Source organism: Cognatiluteimonas sedimenti (assembly GCF_022808325.1).
Lineage (GTDB): Bacteria > Pseudomonadota > Gammaproteobacteria > Xanthomonadales > Xanthomonadaceae > Cognatiluteimonas > Cognatiluteimonas sedimenti.
In genome coordinates, this window is the sequence record NZ_JALGCL010000002.1 from 65837 (window position 1) to 80558 (window position 14722).

At 66.6% G+C, this 14722-nt stretch carries 12 protein-coding genes; 8 read left to right on the forward strand and 4 right to left on the reverse strand.

Translation table 11 applies throughout. The features are described from left to right. Positions 1 to 167 precede the first annotated feature (167 nt). From MQC88_RS07005 to MQC88_RS07040, 8 genes are read left to right on the forward strand one after another with little or no spacing between them, the layout of a single operon-like run. Entirely contained in the window at positions 168 to 1022 is an 855-nt protein-coding gene (locus tag MQC88_RS07005; RefSeq protein ID WP_243320480.1) for a glycosyltransferase family 2 protein, read from the forward strand. A gap of 5 nt (positions 1023 to 1027) precedes the next feature. Next, positions 1028 to 2203, forward strand: a complete 1176-nt coding sequence (locus tag MQC88_RS07010; RefSeq protein WP_243320481.1) for a DegT/DnrJ/EryC1/StrS family aminotransferase — start codon at positions 1028 to 1030, stop codon at positions 2201 to 2203. Next, on the forward strand, positions 2203 to 3474 hold the full coding sequence (locus tag MQC88_RS07015; protein WP_243320484.1) for a type III PLP-dependent enzyme domain-containing protein: 1272 nt from the start codon (positions 2203 to 2205) through the stop codon (positions 3472 to 3474). Before MQC88_RS07010 ends, MQC88_RS07015 begins: the two co-directional genes overlap by 1 nt. Next, positions 3471 to 4472 carry an ATP-grasp domain-containing protein gene (locus tag MQC88_RS07020; protein ID WP_343226374.1) on the forward strand — a complete coding sequence of 334 codons (1002 nt, stop codon included), beginning with the start codon at positions 3471 to 3473 and terminating at the stop codon, positions 4470 to 4472. Before MQC88_RS07015 ends, MQC88_RS07020 begins: the two co-directional genes overlap by 4 nt. Beyond that, positions 4456 to 5454, forward strand: coding sequence for a sulfotransferase (locus MQC88_RS07025; RefSeq protein ID WP_243320488.1), 999 nt, complete (start codon positions 4456 to 4458; stop codon positions 5452 to 5454). The genes MQC88_RS07020 and MQC88_RS07025 overlap by 17 nt, the downstream gene beginning before the upstream one ends. 25 nt (positions 5455 to 5479) lie before the next feature. Then, positions 5480 to 6967 carry a lipopolysaccharide biosynthesis protein gene (locus tag MQC88_RS07030; protein WP_243320490.1) on the forward strand — a complete coding sequence of 496 codons (1488 nt, stop codon included), beginning with the start codon at positions 5480 to 5482 and terminating at the stop codon, positions 6965 to 6967. Next, positions 6964 to 7920, forward strand: a complete 957-nt coding sequence (locus MQC88_RS07035) for a glycosyltransferase (RefSeq protein ID WP_243320492.1) — start codon at positions 6964 to 6966, stop codon at positions 7918 to 7920. Before MQC88_RS07030 ends, MQC88_RS07035 begins: the two co-directional genes overlap by 4 nt. Positions 7921 to 7925: 5 nt before the next feature. Further along, positions 7926 to 8699, forward strand: coding sequence for a class I SAM-dependent methyltransferase (locus MQC88_RS07040; protein WP_243320494.1), 774 nt, complete (start codon positions 7926 to 7928; stop codon positions 8697 to 8699). 6 nt (positions 8700 to 8705) lie between these two features. Here MQC88_RS07040 and MQC88_RS07045 read toward each other — a convergent pair whose 3' ends face one another. Genes MQC88_RS07045 through MQC88_RS07060 form a run of 4 tightly spaced genes read right to left on the reverse strand, consistent with a single transcriptional unit; the run spans position 8706 to position 14657 of the window. Then, a complete protein-coding gene (locus tag MQC88_RS07045; protein WP_243320496.1) occupies positions 8706 to 9731 on the reverse strand; it encodes a glycosyltransferase family 2 protein in 1026 nt (341 codons plus the stop codon). Beyond that, positions 9728 to 10882, reverse strand: a complete 1155-nt coding sequence (locus MQC88_RS07050; protein ID WP_243320499.1) for a glycosyltransferase — start codon at positions 10880 to 10882, stop codon at positions 9728 to 9730. Before MQC88_RS07050 ends, MQC88_RS07045 begins: the two co-directional genes overlap by 4 nt. Next, positions 10879 to 12738 carry a hypothetical protein gene (locus MQC88_RS07055; RefSeq protein WP_243320502.1) on the reverse strand — a complete coding sequence of 620 codons (1860 nt, stop codon included), beginning with the start codon at positions 12736 to 12738 and terminating at the stop codon, positions 10879 to 10881. The genes MQC88_RS07050 and MQC88_RS07055 overlap by 4 nt, the downstream gene beginning before the upstream one ends. Positions 12739 to 12740: 2 nt before the next feature. Beyond that, complete coding sequence (locus MQC88_RS07060) at positions 12741 to 14657, reverse strand: tetratricopeptide repeat protein (protein WP_243320504.1); 1917 nt, start codon at positions 14655 to 14657, stop codon at positions 12741 to 12743. Positions 14658 to 14722: the final 65 nt, after the last annotated feature.

Here is a 14722-nt window from a genome sequence, read left to right on the forward strand (position 1 = left end):
CATCACAACGCGCCGTGCCCGGAAGTCCGCCGTGCGCCCTGCGTGCCGCGACAAGCGCGGGCCGGGCTCTACGCCACGGACGGGAAGTCGAAGAACTCCAGGCCACGACGCCGCGCACCGCCCCCAACTCCTCCTTTCAAGCTACCCTTCACGACAAGGGGCCCCGCATGCAACTCACCGTCATCCTCCCGGCCAAGAACGAAGCCGAAGGCCTGCGCCAGACGCTGCCGGCCCTGCGTGCCTGCCTGCCGGATGCCGAGATCATCGTCGTCGACGACGGCTCCGCCGACGACACCGCCGCCGTCGCCGCCCGGCACGGCGCCACCGTCATCAGTTCGCCGTATCCGATGGGCAACGGCGCCGCCATCAAGCGTGGCACCCGCGCCGCCCGCGGCGGGATCCTCGTGTTCATGGACGCCGACGGCCAGCACGACCCGGCCCTGATCCCGCAACTGCTGGCCAGGCTCGACCAAGGCTTCGACATGGTCGTCGGCGCCCGCAACGGCCAGGGCCAGGCCAACGTCGGCCGTGGTGCCGCCAATGCCTTCTACAACAGGCTCGCCAGCTGGATGACCGGGCACCGGGTCGCCGACCTGACGTCCGGTTTCCGCGCGGTGCGCGCGGACCGGTTTCGCGAGTTCCTGCACCTGCTGCCCAACGGCTTCAGCTACCCCACCACCAGCACCATGGCGTTTTTCCGCAGCGCCTACCCGGTGGCGTACGTGTCGATCCCGGTGGCGAAACGGATCGGCACCGGCAGCCATATACGCCCGCTCAAGGACGGCATCCGCTTCCTGCTGATCATCTTCAAGATCGCGACCCTGTACTCACCGCTCAAGCTGTTTGCGCCCACGGCGTTCCTGTTCTTCATGACCGGGCTCTGCTACTACGTGTGGACGTTCGCCACCGAGCATCGCCTGACCAACATGAGCATGTTGCTGTTCAGTGCCTCGGTGATCATTTTCCTGATCGGGCTGGTTTCGGAGCAGATCACGGCGCTGATCTACAAGCGCGCGGAATGAGGGCGATGAAGACCATACGATCCCGCGCGGACCTGGCGATAAACGGCGCCCCCCCTGCCTTCGCCGAACCGCTGCACGTGGGGCGCCCCAACATCGGCGATCGTCAGGCATTCCTGCGCAACGTCGAAAACGTCCTCGACAACCAGTGGCTGACCAACAACGGCCCGCTGGTGCGCGAGTTCGAGCGGCGCATCGCGCAATACCTGGGCGTGAAGCACTGCGTGGCGATGTGCAACGGCACCATCGCCCTGGAAATCGCCATCCGCGCGCTGGGGCTGCAAGGCGAGGTGATCGTGCCGTCGTGGACCTTCGTCGCGACCGCGCACGCGCTCTACTGGCAGGGCATCACCCCGGTCTTCGCGGACATCGACCCGGCCACGCACAACCTCGATCCCGGTGCGGTGCGCCGCATGATCACGCCGCGCACCACCGGCATCATCGGCGTCCACCTCTGGGGCCGGGCGGCGCCCGTCGACGAACTGCAGTCGATCGCGGACGAGCACGGACTCAAGCTCATGTTCGACGCGGCGCATGCCTTCGGCAGCACGCACAAAGGCGAGAGCATCGGTCGTTTCGGCGCCTGCGAAGTCCTGAGTTTCCACGCCACCAAGGCGTTCAACACCATGGAGGGCGGCGCGGTCGTCACCGACGACGACGAACTCGCCGAGGCCATGCGCCTGATGCGCAACTTCGGCTTCATTGGCTACGACAACGTCATCCATCCCGGCACCAACGGCAAGATGATCGAGGTGTGCGCCGCGATGGGCCTGGCCAACCTCGGCGGGTTCGACGGCATCGTCGCGACGAACCGGCGCAACCACGCCGCGTACAACCAGGCCTTCGCGGGTGTCCCCGGCGTCGCGGTACTGGATTACGACGCGTCCGAACGCAACAGCCACCATTACGTCGTGGTCGAGGTCGGAGGGGGTTGCCCGTCCTCGCGCGACGAAATCCTCGCCGCGCTGCACGCGGAGAACATCCTCGCCCGCAAGTATTTCTGGCCCGGCAGCCACGGCATGAAACCGTACCGCGACCTGTTCCCGCATGCGGGGCTGCTGCTTCCGAATACGCGCGCGGTGGCGGAGCGGGTGCTCGTGTTGCCGAACGGCCAGTCGCTGCCTGACGGCGCTATCGAAACGGTCGCTGGCCTTTTCAAGGCCCTTAGCGGTGCTGTCCCCTGATGCGGCTGGTAGATGCCAAGGCAGCGGTGCTGCCAAGCCACCAGGAACTCACGGCCGCCGCCGCCTTGCATGGTGACGGGTTCTGGTTGCTATCTACCGATCGGGTTCGCGGGAATATCCGCGCATTTCGAGAAGCCTTTCTGAGGGCGGGACTGCCCGAGGTCGAAATCGGCTGGTCCGTCAAGACGCAATGGCTGCCTGCTGCCATGGCGGCAGCGTTTTCCGAGGGCGCCGCGGCCGAGGTCGTCTCGGCCCACGAAATGGAGTTGGCGCTACAAGCGGGAGCTGCCACGGCGTCGCTCATCTTCAACGGCGTCGGCAAGTCGGTCGCTGACGTGGAGCGGGCGCTTGCCTTGGGGGCGCGCGTGCATCTTGACGGCGAAGATGAAGTTCAGGACCTCATTGGGCTGGCAACTGATCATCCGAGCCACCAGTACAGGGTGGGGTTACGCGTAAATTTCGAACTGGGGCTGGGAGACCGCGGACGGTTCGGGCTGGATGCCGAATCGGGGCAATTCCAAGCTTGCTACCTTAAGCTGAGCAGCTTGCCGAACGTCGCCGTATGCGGAATACATCTCCATGTTTCCGGGGCGCGGCGTGCGAAGCAATTCAGCCAGCGCATGGCCAGGTTAGCCGGGCTGGCGAACGAGGTCCGGGCTTTTGGCGGCGAGTTGGAATACATGGACATTGGCGGTGGCTTTTGCGGATCAATGCCGGTTGAGCTCGCCGCACAGATGCCATTCGCGCCCCCATCATTCGACGAATACGCAACGGCTATCGCAGGCGAGTTTTTGTCGCACTGGCCAATGTCCGGGCCGCGCCTGATCCTGGAGCCGGGCGTGGCCCTCGCTGCGGATACAACCTGGTTTGCCGCGAAGGTCTTGGCAATTAAAACCATCGGCAGCCAACGTCACGCGATTACATCAGCCAGTGTTTACACGGTTAAGCCGATGCAGCACGCGATGGACATGCCGTTCATCCACGTGCCGTCAAACCCAAGCGCAGTCCAGCAAGGCGATTCAAGCAACGCAACGGTCGTCAGTGGCTACACATGCATGGAGTCCGACATCCTGCATCGGCGATGCACAGCTCCGTTGCAGCGCGGGGACTGGCTTCTGTTCCCCAACTGCGGTGCCTACACACACGTGCTGACCCCGCGTTTCATCAGGGCCACACCGGCCACCCTCTTGTTGAACGGCTCCGTGTTGCGTCCATGCATGCGAGCAGAGCGTGTTGGAGACTGGCTTGGCTTGCAGGTCCTAAGTAGATGAACCTACTTTTCTCCTGCATCGGCCGGCGTGGGTACATGGCCGATTATTTTCGCCCGCACCTACTTCCTGGGGAGCGAATCATAGGCACCAGTCACTCCGCATGGACGGTAGGCCTGGCTGCGTGCGACGAGGCAGTCATCCTTCCACCCATAGAATCTGGCGAATACCTCGAAACGGTTCTTGATTTATGCGGCCGCCGTGAAATCAATGCGGTACTTTCCTTCTACGATCCGGATGTCGCGTTTCTCTCATCCCATCGTGACAGCCTGGCGAACGCCGGGTGCATGCCGCTGCTGGCCACGCCGCGTACGGTAGCGATCGCATACGACAAGTCGGCGATGCATGATCGGTTGCGAGCCATGGGCTATCTTGTGCCGTACACCGTCGCAACGATCGAAGAAGCCGAAGCGTCGATCTCCGAAGGGTTGTTGCGATTCCCATTGGTGGTCAAGCCGCGTCGCGGGTTCGGCAGCCTGAACACGTTCGTCGCAAACACCGTGGAGCAGATGCGGGTGTTTCATGGTTACGCGGCCGACATGCTGGTGCAAGAGTTCATTGTCGGGGAGGAGCTTAACTCAAGCATCTTCTCCGACATGGACGCTCGCGTGCTATCCGTTGTGCCATGTAGGAAGCGCCTGATGGCAGGTGGGGAAACGCAGCACGCGGAGAGCATCGAGCACCCGGGTCTCCTGGCACTAAGCCATCGATTGGCAGAGGATATTGGCTCGGTTGGGCCGTTGGACGTCGACTTCATGGAGTCGCGCGATGGTCGCTTGTACGTGTTGGATCTGAATCCTCGCTTTGGCGGGGCCTATCCCGTTGCGCAAGTTGCCGGCGCCGATTTTCCTTCCCTGGCGATGGCAATCATCAGGGGAAATGCTGTGGCGCCGACGGTCGGGGCGTATCGGCGCGGCGTCTACATGATGAAGGCCATCGCGATTGCCGGCGGGCCGCTGACCAGCCTGGACGACAGGTCCTACGATGACCGACGATATTAGGCGAGACAACGGGTTCGCCCGTAACGAGTCCCTTGAGGCCTTGCTGGTTGAGTTGAACGCCATGCTCTCCAGGGCGGAGCAGGGGTTGGCGTTGCCGTCGCAACCCACCTTGCCGGTGCTCCTCGTGGTCGGGCCGCCGCGCAGTGGGACCACCCTGGTAATGCAGTGGCTGGCTGCTACGGGGAGTTTTTCCTGGCCAACCAACCTGCTGTCGCGCTTTTACGCTGCTCCATATGTCGGTGCGCGCATTCAACAACTGCTCACCGATCCGCAATTCAACTATAGGAATGAACTGATTGCGGATGCTTCGCCATCCGGTTTTGAGTCGGACCTCGGAAAGACTCGCGGCTTGTTGCAGCCTAATGAATTCTGGTATTTCTGGCGGCGCTTTTTTCCGCTTCAGTGGCCAGAACCACTGTCCCAGGAGCAGCAGGTGAGTGCCGACGGGGCCGGGTTCGTCGCGGGACTTGCTGCCATTGAATGCGCTCTCGGAAAGCCATTTGCCGCAAAGGCGCTGCTCCTGCAATACAACCTGACGCTGCTTTCGGCCCTGCTGCCCAAGGCCATTTTCCTGCATGTTCGGCGCAACCCTGTGGAAAACGCAGCGAGCTTGCTGCGCGCGCGAGAGCGCTTCTGGGGCGATTCCGAACAATGGTATTCGGCGCGACCTCCGGGTTCGGAGTCGCTTCTCATCCGCAACAAGTACGAGCAAGTCGCTGGCCAGGTCGCCTATACGCATTCCTCCATAGAGCGCGAACTCTCCTTGTTGCCGAATGAGCGACATTTGCGAATTGATCTGGAGGAATTCCGTAGCTCCACGCATCCGACCTGGCGCGCCATAGTCGAGCGATGCGAGCTCCTTGGTCATCGGTTGCCGAGCAGTCACGCTGCGCCTCGAGGCTTTGCAAGGCAGGACTCCGTGATTTCGGATGACACCGCCAGCGCGCTAACTTCGGCATTCGATCGCGTCGCGATGCCTTGATGGTCGCCGTCACAGCACTGGCCTTATGACGTCCTCTGGCAGCCTCACCCATCGCGCCGCGAACGCCACCTGGTGGAGCGCGCTGGAGATCGCGGCGCGCTATGGCGTGCAGCTCGGGGTGATGATCGTGCTGGCGCGGCTACTCTCGCCATCCGACTTCGGCCTGGTCGCGATGCTGTTGGTGTTCACTTCGGTCGCCGTGCTGCTGGTCGATGCCGGCTTCGGCACCGCGCTGGTGCAGCAGCAGCGCACCAGCGACGACGACGAGAGCACGGTGTTCCTGACCGGCATCGGCGCCAGCGTCGTGGCCTGCTGCATCCTGTGGCTTGCGGCGCCTTCCATCGCGGCCTTCTATTCGCAACCCGTGCTGGTGCCGCTGGTCCGGCTGCTGCTGTTCGTGCTGCCGCTCAGCGCGCTGGCTGCGGTTCCCGATGCGCTGCTGACGCAGCGGCTGGACTTCCGCGCGCGGGCGAACGCGGAAGTCTTCGCCTCGCTCGCCTCGGGCGCGGTCGCGGTGCTGCTGGCCTGGCGCGGCTTCGGCGTATGGAGCCTGGCCTGGCAGTCGATCGTGGCGATCGGCGTGCGCGCCGCGCTGCTGTGGCTGTATTCCGGCTGGCGCCTGCGCGGGCGATTCCGGCTCGCATCGTTCCGGAGGTTGTTCGCATTCGGCAGCTACATGCTGTTGGCCAACCTGCTGAACACCCTCTCGATCCGCCTGCAGTCATTGCTGATCGGGCGCATGTTCGATTCGCGCGCGCTCGGCTATTACACCCTGGCACAGAACACCCAGCAGGCGCCGGCGCAGTTCATGAGTGGGGTATTGAACCGCGTTGGCCTGCCGGTGTTCTCGACGATCGCCGACCAGCCGGCCAAGCTGGTCGGCGCCTTGCGCCTGTCGCTGCGGGTGGCGATCTTCGCGTTCGTGCCGTGCATGGTCGGCATCGCGGTGATAGCCAAGCCGCTGGTCGTGATGTTGTACGGTCCGCGCTGGGCGCCGGCGGCGCCGATCCTGGGCCTCCTCTCCGCCAGCGCCGCGTTCTGGCCGCTGCACGTGCTGAACATGGCCGCCATCGGGGCGCAGGGGCGCTCGGACCTGGTCTTCCGGCTCGAGCTGGTCAAGCGCATCGCATCGATCGGCCTGATCGTCGCAGCCAGCCCCCGGGGCCCGGTCGCGATCGCCTGGGCGGTCCTGGTCGCGAGCCTGTTCGCAGTCGCGGTCAATACCTGGTATTCGAAGAAGCTGCTGGGTTACGGCGCGCTGGCGCAACTGCGCGACCAGGCCGGCACGTTGCTGCTCTCGGCGCTGGCCGCGTCGGCCGGCTGGCTCGTGCTGCGATGGCTTCCCCCGGGCACCGGCGCAATGGTCGCCGCGATCGCGGCAGCGGTCATCGTGTACCTCACGGGTGCGGTGCTGGGCCGGCACCCGGCGCTCGCCGACCTGCGGGAGCTGTGGCGCGCATTGCGCACGGGCGCCGCGCCCCGACCCGCCGCCGGCGACGAGGGCAGGGCATGAGTCCGCCGCGCGTCACCGTATGCGTGGCGACCTGCAACCAGCGCGGTTTCATCGCGCAATGCCTGCGCAGCGTCGTCGAACAGCACGCCGATGCGGACCTGCGGTTGCTGGTCGGCGACGACGCATCCGATGATGGCACCAGCCAGATCGTCGCGGCGCTCGCGGACGAATACCCCGGGACGATCCTGCCGTTGCGGCGCCCGCGGCGAGTGGGTGCCTTCGCCAACATGCGCGACCTCATCGCCTGCGCCGACGGCGATTTCGTCGCGCGGATGGACGGCGATGATTACTGGCTCCCGGGGAAACTGCAGCGGCAGCTGGACTACCTGCAGGCGCACGCCGACTGCGCCGCGGTTTACACCAACGCGATCACCGTGGACGCGGCCGGCAACAGGATCGGGCTGTTCAACGACGTGGGCGATGCGCGGTTCGACCTGGCTGCCATGCTTCGCCGCGGGAACTTCCTCAACAACAGTTCCGTGCTGTTCCGGGCGTCGGGTCGGCGGGCCTGGCTGGATGTCGAGGTCCCGCAGATCGACTACCGCGCGCATCTGTGGCATGCGCGGCACGGCCATCTCGCGCACCTGGGCGAGCCGCTGGCGGCTTACCGGGTTGCGACGCGCGGGTCGATGGTCGCGGAAATGAACGACCGGGTCCGCGCGTTGTACTGGGAGGCCATCCAGAGCGTGCCGCGCGGCGCCGTCGCCGACGCGGACCTGGCCGCCGGGATGGCGGATTTCATGCGCAAGACCGCATTCCATGCATTGCGGTCGGGCAATGCCTCCCTCGTGCACGAATGGCTGCCGCGGGTGATGGCCGCGTCCCCCGTGGCCCGCTGGCGTTTGCTCGCCCTGCTTGCGTCATCGGTCGCGCGTGGCGCCGCGGGGGAGGCCTGGGGGCGGCTGGCGGACGCGGCCCGTGGCGGCGGGCATGCCGTCCTTTACCGGAGGTGACGCGGATGCGGTTCCACGACCCGATCAAGCTGCTGCGTTACGCCCTGGCTGGCTGGCTGCCGGGCGGCAGGCGCCGATGCGTGATGTGCGGGCATTGCGTCTGGCGGTTCATGCCCTACCGGAGTGGCCTGCGGGTCGCGTTGATGGACGCGCTCGATATGGTCGGCAGCGATACCCGCAACCATGCATGCCCGCGCTGCGGGGCGCACGACCGCGAACGACACCTGCTCATGTACATGCAGGCCTCCGGCCTCTGGGATGGACTTCGCGGGCTGCGGGTCCTGCACTTCGCCCCCGAACGCCACCTGTCGCCCCGGATTGCCGCGGCGGGCCCGGAAGCCTACGTCCGTTGCGACCTGCACCCGCGCTCGGACGACGTCCGCCAGGCCGACATCCAGGAGATGCCATTCGATGCCGGCAGCTTCGACCTCGTCATCGCCAATCATGTGCTGGAGCACGTCGGCGACGACCGGCGCGCCCTTGCGGAGATCCACCGGGTACTGAAGCCGGGCGGCGCCGCGATCCTGCAGACACCTTACAGCGCCGCCCTGCACCATACCTGGAGCGATCCGGGGATCGCGAGCGAGCAGGCGCGGTTGCAGGCCTACGGCCAGGAAGACCACGCCAGGCTCTTCGGCCGCGACATTTTCGATCGCTTCGCCGCCAGCGGCCTGCGCGCATGCATTGCCACCCACGACGAACTGCTTCCCGGTTGCGATGCGCGGGAACACGGCGTCAACCGGCGCGAGCCCTTCTTCCTGTACCGCCGCGCCGGTTGAGTTCGGTCAGTTGCCGATCGCGGGGAAACCGTGGCGCAGCAGCATGGCCAGTTTTTGCGGGATCCAGCGCGTGAACGCGAACAGCGTGGCCGGCGGGGCCGTTCGCCGTTGCCGCAGGCTTCGTCGCAGCGCCCTGGCCTGCCGCCGCCGCGCCCACAACTGCCGCGGCAGCGGGGCATAGATCGCCAGCACCGTCGCGGCCCCCGCGCCGGACACCAGCAGGGCGCAGGCTTCGATCGCCAGCAGCAGCGCATGGATCGGCAGGATGCAGGCCAGGGCAGGCCACGGATAGCAGCACAGCATCGTCAGCGTCTTGTTGCGTTCGCTCAACGCGCGACGCCGCACCGTGGTCTGCAATCCACCATCCACCAGCTTCCCGCCCCCCAGTTGCTTGCCTACCCAGTGGTCGAAGCCGGGGCCATCGAGCACGAAGACGCGATGGCCGAGCAGGCGCGCGGCCAGGCACAGGAAGATGTCCTCGGCAACCGACTCGAACCACGGCGGGAATCCGCCCACCTCGTCCCATGTCTGTCTTGGTATCCACAGGCAAGCGCCGGTCGCCACGCCGACCTCATGGGTTTGCGGGTCGAGCATGGGGATTGGATTCAGGAAAGGATCCGTGCGGTAGCCGCGATCCACCAGCGCTCCATCCGCCATGGCGTACTGCGGCAGTCCCAGGATGCAGTCCTGGTGGCCCTCCTCGGCGAACCGGAGCAGGCGTTGCAGGCTGCCGGGGCGCAACACCGCATCGTTGTTGAGCAGCAGCAAGTAGCGGCCGCTGGCTGCCGCGGCCATGCGGTTGTTGCTGATGCAGAAGCCACAATTCGCTTCGCTGGCGATTACCCGTGCGTTCGGGAACCGTGCGCGTATCCGTTCTGGCGAGCCATCGCTGGACGCGTCATCGTGGACGAGCACTTCGATCCGGAAGCCGCCCTGCTGCGCAAACGCCGAGTCGAGGCACTCAAGCACGAGTTCGCCGCCGTTGTAGTTGGCGATGCATACGCTGATATCCGGCTGGCTCACGCTGCTCATGCCAGGCGCCTCGTCGCATGCCTGGCGGCGAGTTGGCGCACCAAGGGCAACAGGCGGTCGCCGATTACGCGCCCGGACAGGCGTTGCTCGTACAGCGCCCGCCCGCGCCTGCCGATGGCGGGCAGTTCCGCGCGATGGTCATGCGCCCATCGGATCGCCTCCGCCAGCGCCGCGGCATTGCCCTGTTCCACCAGTAGGCAATTGTCGCGGTCGATGAATCCGTAGTCCTCGTCGATCCGCCCGATGACCGTGGCCTTGCCCGACGCCATGCATTGCGATGCCTTGCCGGTGACCACGCGGCGCGCCTGCGGCGTACCGCCGAACGGGCCACCCAGGCACAAGTCGGCGCCCGGGATTTCGTGCTGCAGCAAGTGCTCTAACGGAACCCAGCGGCGATGCGTGTAGCGCTGGATGCCCCGGGTGTTGCAGGCGGCGCGGAACTGCCGTGCCTGGGCACGGCTGCCGCCGATGAAATCGAACTCGATCGGCAGGTCGGAAAGGCTTGCAGCCGCATCCAGGATCACGTCCATGCCATGCAATGGCAGGAACGAGCCATAGAACAGCACGCGCAAGGGCCCATGCGATGCCGTCGACGGGGGAATCGCCGGATCGCCCGCGCGCTCGATCGCGCCAACCGGTATCGCGATGACCTTGTCGACGGGTAGGCGGAACTCATCGCGGTAGTACGCGGCCTGCAGGTGCGTGTCGGCCAGCACCGCGTCGGCCAGGTGCAGGATCGCGCCCTCGTACCGCCGCCAGCATGGCGCCAGCACCCGGCCCAGGAGCCCCAGCTTCCCCTCTTCCTTCATCGCGGCATAGGGCGACATCAGCGCGTCCAGGACCAGCTGCCTGTCGCGTGTCAGCCAGCGGACCAGCCACGCGATTTCGTGGCCGCGGAATCCGAGGATGTAGACATCGGGATCGAAATTGCTGCGCACGTGCAGCAATTGGCGGATCGATTGCCAGTACCGCCTGATGCCCTTGGTGCGATTGACCGCCAGCCACAGGTCGACCGCCCCGGAGCCTGCGAGTGCCGCGCAGAGCGCGCGCCCGCGGATGTAGTCGGGTGCACGATAGGCCAGAACGAAGCAGACCTTCGGCTTGGCCCCCCCGGGATGGCCTGGTGGCGCACTCGCGGCACGGGCACTCAATTGGGCCGGTCCCGGTAGCGCGCCATCAGCTGGCGGAACCGGCGGGTTTCATCGCCTTCCCGCAGGCGTGGTTCAAGCTGCGTGGCCAAGGCATCGGCTTTCGCGGATTCGCCCCGGGCCAGGTAGGCCCCGAGCAATTCCAGGGCTGCGTCATTGCGCGCCGCATCCGCCGCCACCGCTTCCGCGAGCAGGGCTTCGTAGCCGCTTTCATCGCTGAAGTTGCGTTGCAGGCGGGCCTTGGCGAGCAGCGCATCGCCCGCGCCACCGGCCAGCCCGCGTCGCCCGTATTCCGCTGCCAGGTCATCGAGGAATTCCTCAAGCTGGCCGCGGCCGATGCCGTTGCAGGGATAGGGATTGGTGTTGTCCGCGATCGATACAAGCGCGCTGGACGACCAGGGATCCTCAGGGTGCAGCAGCGCCACGCGTCGCAATTCGGGCCAGTCCGGCGGCCCGGGCAGGAGCCGGCATGCGACCAGGATGAGCTTTTGCGATTGGGCGAAGAAGTTGTCCGGGAAGCGCGAAGCGAGCAGGGCGGTCGAGCTTGCCATGCCCTTCTCGTCGCCGTGGCGGAAATGGTACTCGCCCAGATTGTTCAAGGCGCGGAAAGATTGGGGATGCCGTTGTGCTTCCAGGCGCAGGAAGCGGCCTTCATCCGACCATTCACGGGCACGCTGCAGGGTGCAGGCCCCCAGCATGGCCGCCACGATGCAGGCGAGCCAGGGGAAGGCACGCGGCCGCGCGGAGCAAACACTCCATGCACACCCCGCCGCCCACAGGGCGACGCCGAACAGCGCCAGGTAATTGCGATGTTCGAAGGCCAGTTCCAGGCCGAAAACGGTGGATTCGAGCAGGTGGCATCCAAGGAACCAGAGGATGGCGAACGCGGCCAACGGGAAGCGCCTGCGACCGATCCATGCAGTGACTGCCGCGAGCAGCCAGAACCCGGTCGCGGCCAGGGATGCTGCATCGCCGGGCTGGTGCAAGGGATAGTCCAGGTGCAAGCCCATCTGGCGGATGTCGGGCCATAGCATCGCGCCCAGGTAGTGCAGCAGGATCACCGGCTCCGTGGCCAGGCGCTGCGGTAGCGTGAAGTCGCGACGCTGGTAGCTCGCGATGACGACATCCCAGTTCACCAGCAACAGCAAGGCATACAGGGCCGCCGGCAGGACTGCGGCCAGCAGCACGAACACGCGGCGGCTGCGGCGGGCCTGGGCGCCATCCGGCGCAGGGATGAAGGCCGCCAGCAGCCCGATGAGGACTGGCACCAGTACCGTGATTTCCTTGGCCAGCAAGCCCAGGACACTGCAGAGGACGACCAGCGCCAGGGTGCGCGCGCTGCGGCGCGGGCCAAAGTCATTCCCGCCCAGGAAACGCGCCGTCACCAGCAGGGAAAGCAGCATGCCGGTGGTCGCCAGCAGCGTCATCCGTTGCACCACGTACAGGACACTGCCCACCTGCAACGGATGCAACAGCCAGAGCGCTGTGGCGAGCAGGGCCACGCCGCGCGCCTGCGTGGGCATTGTGGCGCGGGCCATGGCGGGATAGAGCTGACTGGCAAGCGCGAACACCAGCAGCCCGTTGCAGCCATGGATCAGCACGTTCACCAGCTTGTAGCCCAGCGGAAACTCGCCGGAGACCATGGCGTTTGCAGCGAAGCTGGCCATTGCCAGCGGCCGGCCGAAGGGGCCGGACGCATTGCCGGAAATCGCGCGCCACCAGTCGCCGTCCTGCAGTGCGGACAGCACGGGCTGCAGGTTGACGTTGTCGTCAAGCATGAACGGCCCGGCGATGCCGGGCAGGAACGGCAACAGGCACAGGCCGATGACAAGCCACACGGCGCGCTTACCGGATGGCATGTTCACGGCGCGCGCTTGCCGGGTGCGGGCGCGGTCCCTGGCGATGGTGCGGCGGCCATGCGTGCTTGTGTGACCTGCGCATCCAGTTCGTCGATGCGGTAGCCGACCAGGCGGTGTCCCGGCTGCCGCCGCCGCAGCTCCGCGACAGCATCGGCTGCGGCTTCGGGGCGGCCGCGATTGAGTTCGAGGTAGGCCAGGTCGAACAGCACCTCCACCGCACCGGGTGCTTCCTTGGCCGTGCGCCGCATCCAGCGCGCCGCACGCGCGGTATCGCCCTGGCTGCTGGCCATCCAGCCAAGATAGCTGCCGAAGGATTCGACCTGGTTGCCGTTGCCGTCCGCGAGCGCCCTGGCATACGCGGTTTCGAGCAGGCGTGCGAGGCGGGGGCGATCCAGGTGCGGGCACTTGCCTTCGATCATGTTGATGGCCGCCTGTCGTAGCATCTTCATGGTAGCGGCATCGGTGCCGTCCCGATGGATGCGTCGCGCCAGCGTATCCCACTGCACCGGCGTTTCGGGTTGGCTGCAGCGGATCGACAGATCCAGCGCCAGCGGCCACGACGCGTCCGGGTCCAGTGCGTGGATCCTGCGACGCATCGAGGCAGTGGCGGCCACGTCGCCGTTGGCGACGTACAGGGCAAGCAACTGGGTCGCCGCGCGGTCGGAGCGTGGATGGTGGGCGTATTCGCTGGCGGCGAACAGCTGCGGTGAAGACCAGTCATGCGCGCGCTGCAGCGTGGCGCCGGCCAGCAACACGATGGCGGCCGCGGCTGCCAGCGCTGCATGGATCCGCAGCCGCTCCGACAGCCGCACAATCGCGCTTGCGCTCAGCAGTGCGATGCCCGGCAGGGCGAGGTAGTTGCGGTGCTCGTACACCAGTTCCAGCGGCAGGACGGTCGATTCCATCGCATGCGCGGCGAGGAACCACAGCGCCGCGAACGCGGCCAGGGGATAGCGTCGCCGCCAGTGCCAGGCGCCGGCCAGGACCGCCAGCCACGCCGCGATCGCCGCCCATCCACCCCAGTCGCCGACGCCGAACGTGGGCAGGTCGTTGTACAGCCCCATCCACGGTATCCACGGGATGAACCACAGGCGCAGGTAATGCCACAGCACCACCGCTTCGGTCAGCAGGCGCTGCGGCAGGGTGAAATCGCGGCCGGCGTAGCCGCCCAGGACGAAATCCGGGCGCAGCGCGAAGGCGAGCACGCCCAGCAGCAGGGGCAGCGCGATGCTGACCCCCGGCAACCATGCCGGTGGCCGCGGCTGCCCGCGATTGACGGTGCGGTGCATGCCCCATTGCACTGCCATCAGCAGTGGCGCGAGCGCGCCGTTCTCCTTGGACGCCACCGCCAGCAGGACCAGCACGGCCCAGCGAGGCAGGAAGCGCAGCGCAGCGCGGGTGCTGGCGTCGCCGCGGTTGAGATACCGCTGGAACTGCCAGGCCAGCAGCAGCAGGAACAGCGTCGAGAGCTGCGCCATCCTTTGCACCACGTAGAGCGCGGTGCTGGCCTGCAACGGGTGCACGGTCCACAGCATTGCCGCCAGCAGCGCCACCGCATTGCGGCGCGCGGGCGACGCCTGCGGCCACAGGCCCGCCAGCAGGGCGCGGCCGAAGGCCAGCAGCGCCAACCCGCAGGCGCCGTGCAGCAACAGGTTCACTACCTTGAAGCCGAACGGCGTGCGCCCGTGCAGCCAGAGGTCGGCGGCGAAGCTCAGGTTCGACAGCGGCCGATGCAACGGCCCGGTCGGGTTGCGCAGCGCCGCGTCGACGGCGCCCTGCAGCGACAACGGCCCCACCAGCAGGTTGCGCAGGTTGGCCTCGTCGTCGAGCAGGAACGGCCCGCCCAGCCCTGGCAGGAACGGCAGCAGGCAGGCCAGCACGCACAGCCAGGGCGGCAGTCGGCGCAGGGAAGCGTTCATCGGCCTAGTCTAGTGCGCGGGCAAAAAAATACCCCGCCGAAGCGGGGTATCGGGTGTTGCGCAAC